At 52.1% G+C, this 15,145-nt stretch carries 19 protein-coding genes and 2 pseudogenes; 14 read left to right on the forward strand and 7 right to left on the reverse strand.

Features of this window, described 5'->3' with window-relative positions; genetic code table 11:
* Positions 1-126 precede the first annotated feature (126 nt).
* Positions 127-366 (reverse strand): DUF2542 family protein, encoded by a 240-nt coding sequence (locus tag OGV38_RS06320; protein ID WP_016153715.1) that lies wholly within the window; start codon positions 364-366, stop codon positions 127-129.
* Between the two features lie 2 nt (positions 367-368).
* Positions 369-1,088 carry an outer membrane permeability protein SanA gene (sanA, locus tag OGV38_RS06325; RefSeq protein ID WP_016153714.1) on the reverse strand — a complete coding sequence of 240 codons (720 nt, stop codon included), beginning with the start codon at positions 1,086-1,088 and terminating at the stop codon, positions 369-371.
* 20 nt (positions 1,089-1,108) lie between these two features.
* On the opposite strand from sanA, the gene OGV38_RS06330 reads away from it, so the two are divergent.
* On the forward strand, positions 1,109-1,273 hold the full coding sequence (locus OGV38_RS06330; protein WP_181627211.1) for a hypothetical protein: 165 nt from the start codon (positions 1,109-1,111) through the stop codon (positions 1,271-1,273).
* Here the strand turns inward: OGV38_RS06330 and cdd are convergent.
* From cdd to OGV38_RS06350, 4 genes are all read right to left on the reverse strand, one after another.
* On the reverse strand, positions 1,270-2,154 hold the full coding sequence (cdd, locus tag OGV38_RS06335) for a cytidine deaminase (protein ID WP_016153713.1): 885 nt from the start codon (positions 2,152-2,154) through the stop codon (positions 1,270-1,272). The genes OGV38_RS06330 and cdd overlap by 4 nt on opposite strands.
* Before the next feature lie 148 nt (positions 2,155-2,302).
* Positions 2,303-2,998 (reverse strand): CidB/LrgB family autolysis modulator, encoded by a 696-nt coding sequence (locus OGV38_RS06340; RefSeq protein ID WP_016153712.1) that lies wholly within the window; start codon positions 2,996-2,998, stop codon positions 2,303-2,305.
* Positions 2,995-3,393 carry a CidA/LrgA family protein gene (locus OGV38_RS06345; protein ID WP_016153711.1) on the reverse strand — a complete coding sequence of 133 codons (399 nt, stop codon included), beginning with the start codon at positions 3,391-3,393 and terminating at the stop codon, positions 2,995-2,997. The genes OGV38_RS06340 and OGV38_RS06345 overlap by 4 nt, the downstream gene beginning before the upstream one ends.
* A 131-nt stretch (positions 3,394-3,524) precedes the next feature.
* Positions 3,525-4,433 (reverse strand): LysR substrate-binding domain-containing protein, encoded by a 909-nt coding sequence (locus OGV38_RS06350; protein ID WP_016153710.1) that lies wholly within the window; start codon positions 4,431-4,433, stop codon positions 3,525-3,527.
* Between the two features lie 126 nt (positions 4,434-4,559).
* On the opposite strand from OGV38_RS06350, the gene mhbT reads away from it, so the two are divergent.
* The 5 genes and pseudogenes from mhbT to OGV38_RS06375 all read left to right on the forward strand — a co-directional run.
* Positions 4,560-5,918 carry a 3-hydroxybenzoate transporter MhbT gene (gene mhbT / locus OGV38_RS06355; RefSeq protein ID WP_016153709.1) on the forward strand — a complete coding sequence of 453 codons (1,359 nt, stop codon included), beginning with the start codon at positions 4,560-4,562 and terminating at the stop codon, positions 5,916-5,918.
* An 11-nt stretch (positions 5,919-5,929) separates the two neighbouring features.
* Complete coding sequence (gtdA, locus tag OGV38_RS06360; RefSeq protein WP_019077221.1) at positions 5,930-6,967, forward strand: gentisate 1,2-dioxygenase; 1,038 nt, start codon at positions 5,930-5,932, stop codon at positions 6,965-6,967.
* Between the two features lie 15 nt (positions 6,968-6,982).
* On the forward strand, positions 6,983-7,684 hold the full coding sequence (locus OGV38_RS06365; RefSeq protein WP_016153707.1) for a fumarylacetoacetate hydrolase family protein: 702 nt from the start codon (positions 6,983-6,985) through the stop codon (positions 7,682-7,684).
* Between the two features lie 8 nt (positions 7,685-7,692).
* A complete protein-coding gene (gene maiA / locus OGV38_RS06370; RefSeq protein ID WP_075849054.1) occupies positions 7,693-8,337 on the forward strand; it encodes a maleylacetoacetate isomerase in 645 nt (214 codons plus the stop codon).
* 14 nt (positions 8,338-8,351) lie between these two features.
* Positions 8,352-9,047 (forward strand): annotated as a pseudogene (locus tag OGV38_RS06375) (FAD-dependent oxidoreductase); the annotation flags it as partial.
* Positions 9,048-9,413: 366 nt separating this feature from the next.
* On the opposite strand, the gene OGV38_RS06380 reads toward OGV38_RS06375, so the two are convergent.
* Positions 9,414-9,995, reverse strand: coding sequence for a hypothetical protein (locus OGV38_RS06380; RefSeq protein WP_023293665.1), 582 nt, complete (start codon positions 9,993-9,995; stop codon positions 9,414-9,416).
* Positions 9,996-10,136: 141 nt separating this feature from the next.
* Between OGV38_RS06380 and OGV38_RS06385 the strand changes: the two genes are divergently transcribed.
* The 8 genes and pseudogenes from OGV38_RS06385 to OGV38_RS06420 all read left to right on the forward strand — a co-directional run.
* Positions 10,137-10,382, forward strand: coding sequence for a helix-turn-helix domain-containing protein (locus tag OGV38_RS06385; protein ID WP_023293664.1), 246 nt, complete (start codon positions 10,137-10,139; stop codon positions 10,380-10,382).
* A gap of 2 nt (positions 10,383-10,384) precedes the next feature.
* Positions 10,385-12,367 (forward strand): transposase domain-containing protein, encoded by a 1,983-nt coding sequence (locus tag OGV38_RS06390; RefSeq protein WP_023293663.1) that lies wholly within the window; start codon positions 10,385-10,387, stop codon positions 12,365-12,367.
* 78 nt (positions 12,368-12,445) lie between these two features.
* Positions 12,446-13,384, forward strand: a complete 939-nt coding sequence (locus OGV38_RS06395; protein ID WP_222665320.1) for an AAA family ATPase — start codon at positions 12,446-12,448, stop codon at positions 13,382-13,384.
* Between the two features lie 4 nt (positions 13,385-13,388).
* Entirely contained in the window at positions 13,389-13,628 is a 240-nt protein-coding gene (locus OGV38_RS06400; protein WP_023293661.1) for a Kil protein family, read from the forward strand.
* Between the two features lie 9 nt (positions 13,629-13,637).
* A complete protein-coding gene (locus OGV38_RS06405; RefSeq protein WP_023293660.1) occupies positions 13,638-13,880 on the forward strand; it encodes a hypothetical protein in 243 nt (80 codons plus the stop codon).
* Positions 13,881-13,889: 9 nt separating this feature from the next.
* Entirely contained in the window at positions 13,890-14,507 is a 618-nt protein-coding gene (locus OGV38_RS06410) for a DUF3164 family protein (RefSeq protein WP_023293659.1), read from the forward strand.
* An 83-nt stretch (positions 14,508-14,590) separates the two neighbouring features.
* Positions 14,591-14,782: a hypothetical protein gene (locus OGV38_RS06415; protein WP_286473065.1), complete on the forward strand. Its 192-nt coding sequence runs from the start codon at positions 14,591-14,593 to the stop codon at positions 14,780-14,782.
* Between the two features lie 28 nt (positions 14,783-14,810).
* A pseudogene (locus tag OGV38_RS06420) lies at positions 14,811-15,145 on the forward strand (IS1-like element IS1B family transposase); the annotation flags it as partial.

Below are 15,145 nucleotides of genomic sequence, written 5' to 3' on the forward strand. Positions count from 1 at the left end.
AAAGGATTCACAAATAGAAGATAGTCTGAGGGAAATGCTGGCGGGCAGCATTAATCCCTTACATTGAAATGGTAACTATTATCAAAATATTAGCTATTCTCAAATGCTAATATAAAGGAAAATTCTTTAGCGATAAAAGACTAAGTAAATAACCATCCCGAAGGATAAACATCCGCACCCGGCATAAACCAGCACATAAGACCAAAATTGCAGGGGCTCTTGATTGCGATAAGCGTAAACCGGTTCGCGCGCATTCTTTTTAATTTTATCTACGGCCCCAGAGCGCCAGCCTTTCCATGCTTCGCGAAAACAAAATACGGGAATGAGCAGAAAGGCCAACACGACGAAAAGGGTTTGTACATCCATGCTTATTTTCCTTGTTTCTTTTGTAATTCGAGTAGTTGTTCAGGCGTGACCGCCGGATATCCCTGTGCATCGTCCGGTACCTGATGCATGGTAGGGATGGGCACCAGCGGGCCTAAAAAGCGGGGTTCACGTTTGAAAATATAGAGATCGGCCAGTGCGCCAAAGCGGGCGCCAAATTCACGTACCCGCACGGTGAGCATATCTTTTGGTGAGGGCACCGCATAGCACTGGGCCTGGATGCCCATATGCAGCGCAATAAACAAGGCGCGCTCACAGTGGAATCGCTGAGTAATAATGATGAAATCGTTGGTATCGAACACCTTGCGGGTTCGTACAATCGAATCGAGCGTCCGGAACCCGGCGTAATCAAGCACGATGTCAGCGGGATCGACACCTGCGGCAATCAGATCCTTACGCATCGTCATGGGTTCGTTGTAGCTTTGTTGTGCGTTGTCGCCGCTCAGCAGCAGATAGTTTACCTTTCCACTGTTATAGGCGTTCAATGCGCCCTGAATGCGGTAGCGGTAATACTGGTTGATGACGCCGGTGCGATAGTATTTCGCCGTGCCCAGGACCACACCGACCTGGCGGTAGGGTAAATCCTGCAATTCGTCGTAGATGTAGGGAGCGGTCTTCCAGCTCATCCACCTGTCGAGCCCAAGCACAGTCAAAAGCAGCAAGCCTACCAGGACTAACAGGCTGTAAAACACGCGCTTTAACATGCAGAAAACTCGTTATTTGGATGGAATTTCAATCAGGCTACTGTACCGGAAGACGTAGCGCAAGAAACAGCAATCTGATTGAGGGGATTTTCAGCAAAACGGCCCTGTTGGATGGTAGCAACAGCAAATCTGGCCGACAACCTGGAGCGATTGCAGGCCAGATAAGCGTAGCGCCAGGCAATTAACCGAGCAGCACGCGCTCAATATTATTGCAGCCCAGCGCTTTCAGGGTAGCGGAGGTCGCATCCCACTGAATCAACGGCGCATCGGCTTTTTCAGCCAGCACAGCACGCTGGATATCCGGGTAGTCATAACCGTTAAGGTTCAACAGGTTTAACGCGCCTTGCAGCGGCGGCAGGGTCGGGTTGAAGGCGGCATTTTCCGCATAGCTACCGCTAAAAATTCGACCATCTTTACATTCCAGCGCCACGCCGCTTGGGGAGTTGCTGTACGGCATATGACATCTGTTGGCGGCGGTGATAGCCGCTTGGGTCAACGCATCGCCCTGCAGCGCGAAGCCGTGATCCTGATCGTCCATCAGCAGCGTTTTAATCTCCAGATCTTTCGGTCCGAAGGCGTCTGGCAGGTAATCGCGCAGCACGTGTGGCGCACGTCCCGGCAGATGAATACGTAAATCCAGTCCACTGTTCAGTTCGTTCATAAACTGGCGACAGTGGCCGCACGGCGTGTAGTTGACGGTGATGGCGGCGAGCCCTTTTTCACCGCGCAGCCAGGCATGGCTGATGGCGCTTTGCTCGGCATGAACGGTTTGCTGCATGGTCGCCCCCAGGAACTCCATGTTGCCACCGAAGTACCAGGTGCCGCTGATACCGCGAGAAATTGCCCCAACGTTGAAGTTGGACAGCGGAGTACGCGCGCAGGCCGCAGCCAGCGGCAATAGAGCGAATGCCAGCGCGTCTTCGTCCAGTCCCGATTCGCGTTTCAGCAAAGAGACCTGCTCAGCAGTCAGCATGGCGGGGAAATGCGCATCCGCCAGAACAGGCGCCAGGGCTGATTGCAAGTTATCCGCGAGTTGGGCAAAAGCAGTTTGAAAACGTGGATGCATGGCGATGCCTCATAACAATGTAATGGAATCGTAGTTTACGGGCCTGTTACGGCTTTATATGTGATCCAAATCTCATTGTGTATGCAACTTATGAAACTTAAATTAAAAATGTGCAACGCATCGCAAATAATTAGCCAAAAATTGAAGGTTAACCGACCAGGGCCAGAATAATCGGGAACAGGAATGGGGCGACCAACGAGGTGATAATGCCGCAAATAACCAGCGCCAGAGAGCTAAACGCGCCTTCCTGATAGTCCAGCTCTGCACAGCGTGCGGTACCCAGGGCGTGCGACGCGGTACCCATGGCCAGTCCACGTGCGGCTTTGGTGCGAATACGCATCGCATTGAGCAAAGTATGACCAAACACAGCCCCGAGGATACCAACAAAAATGACGCACACGGCGCTGATGGCCGGAATACCACCAATACTGCCTCCCACTGCCATAGCGATAGGCGTGGTTACCGATTTCGGCATGATTGACGCAGCAATTTGCGGCGATGCGCCCATCAACAAGGCGATTGTTGTACCTGTAACCATCGCCACAACGCTCCCCGCAAAGCAGATGGCAATAATTGATTTCCAGCGAGCGCGAATCTGGTGCAGCTGTTCGTATAACGGATAGGCCAGCGCGACCACGGCAGGTTGGAGTAAATCGTTCAGCACCTCACTGCCTTTGAAATAGTGATCGTAGGGAATTCCGGTCAGCATCAGAATGGGAATGATCACCACCATGGCGACCAGTAGCGGGTTCAATAGCGGCATTTTAAATCGTGCAGCCAGCTTACGTGCGCCAAAAAATACCGCCAGCGTAAGGGGTAACGACCACCAGATATACGACATCATTCTTTAGACCCTTTTTGCCCAACGATTTTGCGCTCACCGTGCACAATGTGAGAACTCCAGCTCACCACCAGGAAAACGACCAGCGTACTGATGGTACAGGACACCACCACCGGACCAAATTGCGCACGGAGCAGATCAAAGTACTGCATGATCCCCACGCCAATCGGGACAAACAACAGGGCCATATAGCGAATCAGCACATAGCAGCCGGGGTTAACCCATTTTGCTGGTAACACCTGCAAAGCCAGTAAGACAAACAGAATCAGCATGCCGATAATGCTGCCCGGAATGGTGATGGGGAGTAGCGATGCAAGAAAAATACCTGCATAGAGGCAGGCATAAATCAGGACGAATGCGCGCAAATATTGCCAGATAATGTTCAGTGCTTTGCTCATAGTTGAAACCCTTGACGAGACTGATTCATCATACAATTAAACTTCAAAACGTGCTACCGATCACATCATGAATTCTAAGCATAGAAGAAATAGATATCTGGAACATCGGGCGATGGCCCTAACTGTTCACGTTAAACCTGTGCCAGGTAATACAGAAAACGATTCAGGGCGGTCGTGGGCGTTTCATTGTTGCGCCAGAACACGCCTACGCTGCCTTTTTGTTCAATCTTCGGCAGATTCAGAATAGCCAGCTGTCCCTGGGCGGCATAACGCTGCGCCAGGCGTAGAGAAAGAATAGAGATCATGTCGCTACTTTGCAGCAGGTTGGTGCTGACGTTTATCGATGCCGATTCAATGATGTTTTCCGGTAGCATGACGCCGTTATCTACCAGCGCGTTGTCAATGCTTATCCGGATGGGCGTTCCCGTCGGCCAGACAATCCAGCGCCAGTTAGCCAGATCATGCCAGGTGAGCAGGGGATATTTTGCCAGCGGATGGTCGGGGCGCGCGACGAAACAGACCGGCTCGGTATACAGCACCTGGTAATTGAGCGGCAACTGAAGCGCCCGGCCACCGACGCGTCCGACCACCACATCCACCGAACCCGCGAGCAGATCGTGCAGCAGCGGGGTCATCACCTTCTCTTCAATATTAAGATGCAAGGTCGGCAGCTCTGTGAGCAAACCCAGTATCGCCTGTGAAACGCAGTCCGTCGCCACCGGCGAGCAGCCAATCTTCAGACTCCCTACCAGGCCTCCCTGCTTAAAACGGGCGATTTCATACTGTGAACGTTCCATATCATTGATCAGGCGTTGGGCATGCTGCAGTAGCAGCTTGCCGCCTTCTGAAGGGCGTAAGCCTTTGCTATGACGTTCAAAGAGTGTGATACCCATCTCATCTTCGAGCTGTGATAACCATTTTGACAACGCTGGCTGGGTGATATTCATCATTCGGGCGACGTGAGTCAAATTCCCCTGTTCGCCCAGCGCAATAAGCGTTTGCAGGTGGTGTAACTTAAGTTTCTGCGCCCAGTTAGCCATTTGCTATAACCTCCAGGTTATGCCTCTGCATGAAAAGCCATTGTACATTTCATCTCCAAACATACAAAGTCGCAACATACCTAAAACAAAACAGACATCTACTCTACCTGCACTGAGGCATTCACTATGACTCAACAACGTGATCTACAAGCACTGATCGATTCCGCCCCCGTCGGTAAGACCCAGTGGCGCGTTATCATTTGCTGTTTTTTGGTCGTCATGCTCGACGGTTTTGATACCGCAGCTATTGGTTTTATCGCGCCCGACATTCGCACCCACTGGCAACTGACGGCCGGAGATCTGGCGCCGCTGTTTGGCGCAGGCCTGCTGGGTCTGACCGCTGGCGCACTGCTCTGCGGTCCGCTATCGGATCGTTTTGGCCGCAAACGGGTGATTGAACTCTGCGTGGCGCTGTTCGGCGCACTGAGCCTGATTTCGGCTTTTTCCCCCGATCTGCAAACGCTGGTTTTTTTGCGCTTCCTTACCGGGTTAGGCCTGGGCGGCGCGATGCCAAATACTATCACTATGACCTCAGAATACCTGCCAGCGCGTCGGCGTGGCGCACTGGTCACCATGATGTTCTGCGGTTTTACCCTGGGCTCGGCGATGGGTGGGATTGTCAGCGCACAGCTGGTGCCGGTTATTGGCTGGCACGGCATCCTGGTGCTGGGAGGCGTGCTACCGCTGATGCTGTTTGTGGCTCTGCTGTTTGCGCTGCCGGAATCCCCGCGCTGGCAGGTTCGTCGTCAGTTGCCGCAAAACGTGATTGCCAGAACCGTCAGCGCCATCACCCGGGAACGTTATGACAATACCCAATTTTATCTCAACGAGGGCGCCGCGATTGCCAAAGGCAGCATTCGCCAGCTGTTCGTCGGGCAACAGTTGCCCATTACCCTGATGTTATGGGTGGTGTTCTTTATGAGCCTGCTGATTATTTATCTGCTCTCCAGCTGGATGCCAACGCTGCTTAACCATCGCGGAATTGACCTGCAGCATGCCTCATGGGTGACCGCCGCCTTTCAGATTGGCGGTACGCTCGGTGCGCTGGTGCTGGGAGTGCTGATGGATAAATACAATCCTTTTCGCGTGCTGGCAGTGAGCTATGCGTTGGGTGCGGTGTGTATTGTCATGATTGGCCTGAGCGAGAACGGCCTGTGGCTGATGGCGCTGGCCATTTTTGGCACCGGCATCGGCATCAGCGGTTCGCAGGTGGGCCTGAATGCTTTAACCGCCACGCTTTATCCGACGCAGAGCCGGGCCACGGGCGTCAGCTGGTCTAATGCGATTGGCCGCTGCGGCGCGATTGTCGGCTCGCTCTCCGGCGGCGTGATGATGGCGATGAATTTCTCATTCGATAACCTGTTTTTCATTATTGCCGTTCCGGCGGCCATCAGCGCGGTGATGCTTATGCTGCTGACGGTTGTTATCCGCCAGTCGGCCTCTGTCCCTGACGCGTTGTCACGCGTAGGCATCGTGAACAAATAAGGAGAATCTCTATGTCAGAACTTAATCAGGATGTTAAGAACAGCCGTCAGCAGTTTTACCAGCATATTTCCGGGCAGAATCTGACCCCTCTGTGGGAGTCTCTGCACCGCCTGGTACCGCCAACGCCGAACGCACATTGTGCTCCTGCGTACTGGAACTATCAGGAGATCCGCCCGTTGCTGCTGGAAAGCGGCGATCTGATTGGCGCGAAAGAGGCGATTCGTCGCGTACTGGTGCTGGAAAACCCCATGCTGCGCGGACAGTCTTCAATCACCCCAACGCTGTACGCCGGATTGCAGTTAATCATGCCGGGCGAGGTTGCGCCGAGTCACCGGCATAATCAGTCTGCGCTGCGCTTTATTGTCGAAGGGAAAGGGGCATTTACCGCGGTGGATGGCGAGCGCACCCAAATGCATGAAGGCGATTTTATTCTGACGCCACAGTGGCGCTGGCACGACCACGGCAACCCAGGCAGTGAACCGGTGGTGTGGCTGGACGGTCTGGATCTGCCACTGGTGAATCTGCTGGGTTGCGGCTTTGCGGAAGATTACCCGGAGGATCAGCAACCAGTCACGCGCAAGGAAGGGGATTACTTACCACGCTACGCGGCCAATATGCTGCCGCTGCGTCATCAGAAGGGTAACTCATCGCCAATTTTCAACTATCGCTACGATCGCAGCCGTGAAGCGCTGCATGACCTGACCCGCATGGGCGACGCCGATGAGTGGGACGGTTACAAGATGCGTTACGTCAACCCGGTAACCGGTGGTTATCCCATGCCTTCAATGGGGACCTTTTTACAACTGTTGCCGAAGGGCTTTTCCTCGCGGATGGCGCGTACCACCGACAGCACTATCTATCACGTGGTGGAAGGAAGCGGGCAGGTCACCATCGGCACCGAGATCTTCAATTTTTCGCCAAAAGATATCTTCGTGGTGCCAACCTGGCACGGCGTGTCATTCCAGGCCCACGAAGATGCCGTCTTATTTAGTTTTTCGGACAGACCGGTTCAGGAAGCGCTGGGGTTGTTCCGTGAAGCACGTTATTAATTTGGGAGAGAGAAAATGACGCAATACGTATTCGAACCACAAGCGCCTGTTACCGTTCCGGTCGTTGGCAGTAATGAACAGTTTCCCGTGCGTCGCGTTTACTGCGTGGGCCGCAACTATGCCGCTCATGCGCGTGAAATGGGTTTTGATCCGGATCGCGAACCGCCGTTCTTCTTCTGTAAACCTGCCGATGCGGTGGTTCCGGTGGCGGCCGGTCAAACCCTCGAGCTGCCATACCCGTCGCAGACCGATAACTATCACTATGAGATAGAGCTGGTGGTGGCGATCGGTAAAAAGGGCAGCGATATACCGCTGGAAAAAGCGCACGAATATATCTGGGGCTATGCCACTGGTCTGGATATGACCCGCCGCGACAGGCAGATGGAGATGCGCCAGATGGGGCGTCCGTGGGAAATCGGCAAAGCATTTGATCTCTCAGCCCCCATCGCGCCACTGCATAAAGCCAGCGAAAGTGCGGATGTTAACAACGCGCCTATCTGGTTGCAGGTCAACGGCGACGATCATCAGCGTAGCGATATTCGCCACCTCATCTGGTCCGTTAATGAAACGATTAGCTATCTGTCCGGCTTTTTCGAACTACAGCCGGGTGATTTGATCTACACAGGCACGCCAGAGGGCGTGGGCGCAGTGGTGAAAGGAGATGTGATCACCGGCAATGTAGACGGTTTAACCCCCATCGCTGTGAAGATTGTCTGAGGTGGATGATGAAGCTGTACAGTTTCTTTAACAGCTCCGCGTCATATCGCGTACGCATTGCGCTGGCGCTGAAGGGGCTTGATTACCAGACGGTGGGTGTCAACATTCGCATCGGTCAGCAGAACGAGCTGGCCTACCGGCGGATGAACCCGGTAGGGCTTGTACCGACGCTGGTCACTGATGAGGGAGAATCACTCGGGCAGTCGCTGGCGATAACCGACTGGCTGGATGGTCACTTTCCGCAGTCGCCGCTGCTGCCAGCCGACTTCCCGGCGCGCAGCCGGGTGCTGGAAATTGTTTATGCCATCGCTTGTGATATCCATCCCGTGAATAACATGCGGGTACTGCGCTACCTGAGCGAAGAGCTAAAGGTCAGTGAAGAGGATAAAAAACGCTGGTATGCGCACTGGATCCAGCAAGGGTTAAGCGCGGTTGAACAGATGCTGCGCCAGAGTCAGTCGGGGACGTTCTGCGTGGGGGATGCGCCGACGCTGGCGGATTGCTGTCTGATCCCGCAGTGGGCGAACGCGTTACGTATGGGCTGTGATCTGAGCGGGTATCCGCGCTGTAAGGCGGTATATGATGCCTGTACCCAGCTTCCGGCGTTTATCGCCGCCGCGCCCGAGAATCAACAAGACAAAATTCCAGCCTGATAAGGAGAACGACAATGGCTAAAGTGACACGCGCAATTATCGTGGGTGGCGGGATTGGCGGCGCGGCGACCGCGCTGTCGCTGGCCCGTCAAGGCATTAAAGTGATGTTGCTGGAGAAAGCGCACGAGATTGGTGAGATTGGTGCGGGCATTCAGCTCGGGCCGAACGCGTTTTCTGCTCTGGATAGCCTTGGTGTGGGTGACGTCGCTCGCAAGCGCGCCGTTTTTACCGATCACATCACCATGATGGATGCGGTAAACGCGAAAGAGGTTGTACGCATTGAAACCGGGCAGGCGTTCCGCGATCACTTTGGCGGTCCTTATGCGGTTATCCATCGGGTTGATATTCATGCTTCTGTCTGGGAAGCGGCACTGGTTCATCCCAACGTTGAGTATCGCACTTCAACTAACGTGGTTGATATTCGCCAGACAGAAGATGATGTGACGGTCTTTGATGAGCACGGTAACAGCTGGACAGCGGATATTTTGGTGGGCTGTGACGGTGTGAAGTCGGTTGTGCGTCAGTCTCTGATTGGCGATGCGCCACGCGTGACCGGGCACGTGGTCTATCGCGCGGTGATTGATTGCGATGATATGCCGGAAGATTTGCGCATTAACGCGCCGGTGCTGTGGGCCGGACCGCACTGCCACCTGGTGCACTATCCATTGCGTGGCGGCAAGCAGTATAACCTGGTGGTGACCTTCCACAGTGTAAGGTGACAGTTATGTAGTGAACATCGGAACGAATCCGGGAACAAGTGAAAGAAAGCGGGATCAGATGGGATAAAGTCAGGCAGATTAAGGCTTGGCGGCAATCTGCTAGCTCGTGGGCAGTGGCGATGGGGTCAGCGTTAAAATTAGATCACCACCGGGTGTTTGTATGCTTCTGACAGATAAACTTGTAACGGCGTTCCACTGCATTTAATACTTTTACATTGCGTTTAAATAGCGTGTTCTAAATCGTTCTGAAGCTTTTTTTGTAATCGTTTAGTACTGCTTTGATCGAGTTGAATCACAGTTTGATTCGTGTCAACTTGTAACAGACCGTTGGCCGGTTAAGTTGTCCAGATGGATATCTTAACCGGCCTTTTTGCTACCACTCAAAAGGTCTGGCTGGGCTACATGCTCACCAGTCTCAGATGGCCCTTTTTTGCCAGTAATCATCTCCAATGCTTTGATTTTATCTGCTGCATCTAACCTCATGAGCTGAAGGTTAATGTCATTAAGTAAACATAAAATCGTTTCAACGCCCTTCCTTGCGAGTATCTCTGTCAGCTGCTGGCGCTCCTGAGCCGTTAAGAACGAGAGCATGTTAAGTAGCTGGTCATCACTCGCATCAAAAGATAGTTGTGAAACCGATGGTGTTTTTGTGGTGTTATTTTCGGGTTCATTGTCACCAGTCATCAACCATTTAAAACTGACACCTTCAGCCTCAGCGATTTGCCTCAATAGGGATTCTCTAGGGATAGACTGATTCTTTTGGCGGCGATAGTAGTTCTTCAGTGTATTCTCGTTCATCCTCCAGGCCCGGGCTGCAGCATTACGTGAAGGATAGCGTTCAGCTAGCTTAAAAATTCTCTCCATAATGCGTTCTTTTCGAGTTACCCCAAAAGCACCAGCGGTTTCTTTTGTCTCTTCTAATTCTTTCTTGTCTAACATATTGAAATTCCTAAACATTAAAATTAAACCCAAAGAACCCGAAAAAACACCTTGAAAAGGTTCAATTCGGTGTCTTATGATTTATCCAGACAGATACCCGCGCAGTTATCCGCGCGGATAACTTTTTAGGATAGATGAATCATGAACCGAAATGAAGATCTGACTGATTGGCACCCTGAGACGATTAAGGCGGAAATCCACAAGCGTGGTTTATCTTTCCGTTCTTTATCGGTTCAGGCTGGCTATAAAAAAGACTCTTTAAAGAGTGTTTTGCGCACTCCATGCCGCCCGTATCAGCAAATTGTTGCTGATGCTCTCGGCGTTCCCCCTGAAACCATCTGGCCGAGCCGATACAGCGTTCATAGCTACATGAATAAGGCGGTTTAACTATGTTTGTCGTTGCTAAGGAATTGGTCGGTGTACCTGGTTTACCTAAAACCGTAAAAGGGATTCGTGAAGCGTTATCGCGTTATTCGGCTGGTGCTGAGGATAAAGTCCGTAAACGCGCTGGCGGTAAAGCTTTTGAATACCACATCTCCGTGCTTCCTCCTGAAGTACGTGCTGAATTGCTGACTTCAAAAGGCCTGGTAGAAACATCCTCTGGTGTCATCTCCCTGCCAGAACGTACGCAGGTTAACGCTGACTCAGCCACCAGTTTTGAACGTCAGCAGCTGTGGAAACACTGGGAAAGTGCCACCAACGAACAGCGCCAACGTGCTGAGCAGCGTACTAATGCGGTTTCTCTTGTCGCTGAACTGGTTGATTCAGGTTTAACGCTGCGTCTGGCTCTGAGAACGGCAGCAATAAAACTGCATATGAGCGAAGGTTCACTGCGTAACCTGTATTACAGGGTGCAGAACCGTAGCCGTGATGTCTGGGCACCTGTTTTGCTTGATCGTCGGCTGCGTGAGAAGTGCAAAACCAACCGTGAAGCGCCAATCAGTGAGGATGCCTGGCAGTTCTTCCTTGGCGATTATCTCCGTCCGGAAGAGCCTTGCTTCACAAAGTCGTATGAACTGCTCCAGATTGCAGCGAGGGAATATGGCTGGGAAATCCCATCTGAGCGCACCCTGCGTCGTCGTGTAGACCGTGAAATTGATGCTCGGGTCATTGTGGCCACCCGCAAGGGTGATAACGCGCTGGCGCGTATGTTCCCAAGTCAACAGCGTACTGTCGCGCAGCTGCATGCAATGGAATGGATCAACGGTGATGGTTACCAGCATAACGTCTTCGTTCGCTGGTATAACGGCGAAGTTCTTCGCCCAAAAACATGGGTCTGGCAGGACGTTCACAGTCGTAAAGTTATTGGCTGGCGTACTGATGTCTCTGAAAACAGCGACAGCATCCGTCTGTCATTGATGGATGCTATCTCCGAGTTCGGCAAACCTGAACACGTCACCATCGATAACACCCGTGCAGCAGCGAATAAATGGCTCTCTGGTGGTGTTCCTAATCGCTATCGCTTCAAGGTTAAACCAGATGACCCGATGGGGATTCTGCCAATGCTGGGGATTCAGGTTCACTGGACCAGCGTGATAGGTGGTAAGGGATGGGGTCAGGCTAAACCAGTTGAACGTGCGTTCGGTATTGGTGGCCTGGGGGATTATATCGATAAGCATCCTTCACTGGCTGGCGCATATACCGGGCCAAATACGCAGAATAAACCTGATAATTACGGTGACCGGGTCGTTGATGTTGAGACGTTTCTTTCTGCAGTCAATGAGGGGATCGCCATGTACAACGCCCGTCTTGGTCGTGAAACCGAAATGTGCCAGGGCGAGCTGTCATTTGACCAGGCATTTGAGCGTAGTTTCAGTAACGCCATTGTCACTCGCCTCAGCGATGAACAAATCCGCCAGCTCATGCTTCCAGCGGAAGCCGTAACGGTGAAAACCACCGGAGAATTCTTCCTCCAGTGTGGCGGCTCTCTGTTCGGGCGTAAAAACAGTTACTGGAATCCGGTTCTGGCCAATATCCGCCAGCGCAAGATTACCGTGCGTTTCGACCCTCGCGATCTTCACAGCGAGGTGGCGTGTTATGACCTTGATGGCCGCTTCCTCTGCATGGCTGAGTGCCGCTCAGCTGTTGCGTTCGGCGATACCGAAACAGGCCGCGAACATAGCCGCCAGCGTAAGCAGATGATGACCCATACCAAACGCGCAGCCAAAGCTCAGCGCCGCATGACAGCAATCGAGGTGAACGATCTGCTGCCAAAAGTCGCGCCGCCAGAACCACCGCAGCGGCATGTTGTTGAACGTGTCTTTGCCCAGGGTAATGCACTGAAAAAAGTTCAGGAAGTCCAGGAGCATCAGCACGAGAACGATGTGATTTTCCAGACGCTGATGAAAAGTGTCAGTAAATCGAAGAAATAAAAAAGCGACGTTTGAGCCGCCGCTTTTGAGAAGTGTTTAAAAACGTATTAACAATGGAAAAATACAGGATTAAAAACGATGACGCAAATTAACCATGATGTAATCCGTAATACCGTAAAAGGTCTGATTGATGACAAAACCATTTCTGGTGCTGCTCTGTCGCGTGAAACCGGGGTGTCTTCGTCTGCCCTTTCTCAATTTATTAACGGTAAATACAAGGGCGATAATGATGCCGTGGCGGCATCAATCAGCACGTGGCTTGAATCCCGTAAAACGGCCCAGAGTGCGTTGCCCGAAATCCCTGACTATGTCGTGACGCCGACCTCTGAAAAAATCACTGCGGCGCTAACGTATGCGCAGCTGACTCACACCATTGCGCTGATTTATGGCCATCCTGGTGTAGGTAAAACGGAAGCGCTGAAACAATACGCGCGTACCGGTAATAACGTCTGGCGTCTTACCGCCAGTAAATCCCGCACGAACGAGCTGGAAACCATGTACGAACTGGCGCTGGATATGGGCATTTCAGATGCGCCTTATCAGCGCGGCGCATTATCCCGCCTGCTGCGACGCCGGCTGCGTGACACTAATGCCTTAGTCATCATTGATGAAGCTGACTGGCTGAACTATGACGCCATCGAAGAGCTGCGCATCCTCCAGGAGGAATGCGGCATCGGGCTGGCGTTTATCGGTAACCATAAAGTCTATGACCGCCTGACCGGTGGTAGTCGCACCGTAGACTTTGCTCGTCTGTTCTCTCGCGTGGCAAAGAAAATTGTCATTAACAACGTGCTGGCCGCTGATGTTGATGCGTTCTGCGACGCATGGAAGGTTGAAGGTCGCGACGAACGCAAGCTATTACGTGCGATTGCAAAGCGCCCCGGTGCTCTGCGCTCTCTCTCCCACATTCTGCCGCTGGCCCATATTTACGCCAGCGGTAAAAGCGAGCCGGTTAACTCTGGCCATATTCATTCAGCAATGCTTGAACTGGGGCATGCTGAAATTGTGGAGGAATAACGCCGTGATTAGTGAACTGATCTCTTCTCATATTCAGCAAGCGATGGCCACTGAGGCGTTGTTGAACAAAAAAGGCTGTCTGGTTACGGAGTTTCGCCAGACCCGTTCACGTCCCGTTCTGGAGGTGTCATGCCCTCCGGTTGACCTGCTCAACAGCGCTGTGCGTATTGTTGAACGTAACAATTCAGGTTCCCGCTCCGTGTGGGTAACCAGTTTCAATGGTTGCCGGATTATCTGGCGCTGAGGAGTCAAAATGGCAAAAGTTATTTTCACAGTAACCACTAAGGATGTGTTCACCGATAGTGGTCAAGTTAAGGAACTTGTCGATGTTAATGCTGTGATTGAAGGAGTCAATCATGAGCATCCTTCTGCTTCTGACCGCATAGCCGAGATTATTAAGCAAATGGCACCACGAATTATTAAGGCCGCAAATTTCCATTATGTGAATGAATGGAACGCGCGTTCCGGGAATACAGAATCAAATACTACTCATTAAGGCGAATAGATGAATAATTCAAATACTGTACCAGCGGGTTACCGCACTAACGCCCAGGGACATTTGATCCCTGAATCCCAGGTTAAGCCAGTGGATAAACTGCGTGATGAAGTTGTAATGATGATCGTCGCGGCAGCACGTCAGCAACGTCAGGCGCTGGCTGCGTTCAAACTGGAGTCGATGCAGAAAATCGCCGACTTCACAGACCTTTCGGCATCTGAGTATGGCGTGGAGTACGGCGGCACAAAAGGCAATGTGACTCTGGTCAGTTTTGATGGCCGTTACAAGCTCATTCGTGCAGTCGGTGAACATCGCGTATTTGATGAACGTATCCAGGCGGCCAAAGCGCTGATTGATACCTGCATCAGCGAATGGTCTGGCGGTGCGGATGAACGCATTATGGCCCTGGTTGATCATGCTTTCCGAGTTAACAAGCAAGGTCGTATCGACATCAACCAGGTTCTGGGCCTCCGTCAGCTCGATATCAATGATCCGAAATGGAATGAGGCGATGGATGCTGTTGCTGATGCAATTCAGGTTTCCGGCACCAGTCAGTATTTGCGCATTTATGAGCGTCAGGCGGATGGTAACTATCAGCAAATTTCGCTGGATTTAGCCAAGCTTTAAATACTTTTAAATAAAACTTCGAATTGAAAACGGCGCTTGCGTCAGGGATTCGTTCGCGCCGAATTCAGCAAAAGGAATATTTTATGACCGAACAACAATTAATTTCGATGATTATCGACCTGAAATCCTGGCATCAAAATCGCGTTGATAAATGCCAGATGGTTATTGATAACAAGGATGCTGATATTCGCATGGATATGGGTAATGGGGAGGTTAGAGATTTTCCTGCACATTCAGTTCAGGCTTGCGGTGATGCTGCCAACTTACTGATTTAGTGTATGATGGTGTTTTTGAGGTGCTCCAGTGGCTTCTGTTTCTATCAGCTGTCCCTCCTGTTCAGCTACTGACGGGGTGGTGCGTAACGGCAAAAGCACTGCCGGACATCAGCGCTATCTCTGCTCTCACTGCCGTAAAACATGGCAACTGCAGTTCACTTACACCGCTTCTCAACCCGGTACGCACCAGAAAATCATTGATATGGCCATGAATGGCGTTGGATGCCGGGCAACCGCCCGCATTATGGGCGTTGGCCTCAACACGATTTTCCGCCATTTAAAAAACTCAGGCCGCAGTCGGTAACCTCGCGCATACAGCCGGGCAGTGACGTCATCGTCTGCGCGGAAATGGACGAACAGTGG

The sequence above is a fragment of the Citrobacter sp. Cb080 genome (genome assembly GCF_030334745.1).
Taxonomy (GTDB): Bacteria; Pseudomonadota; Gammaproteobacteria; order Enterobacterales; family Enterobacteriaceae; genus Citrobacter; species Citrobacter braakii.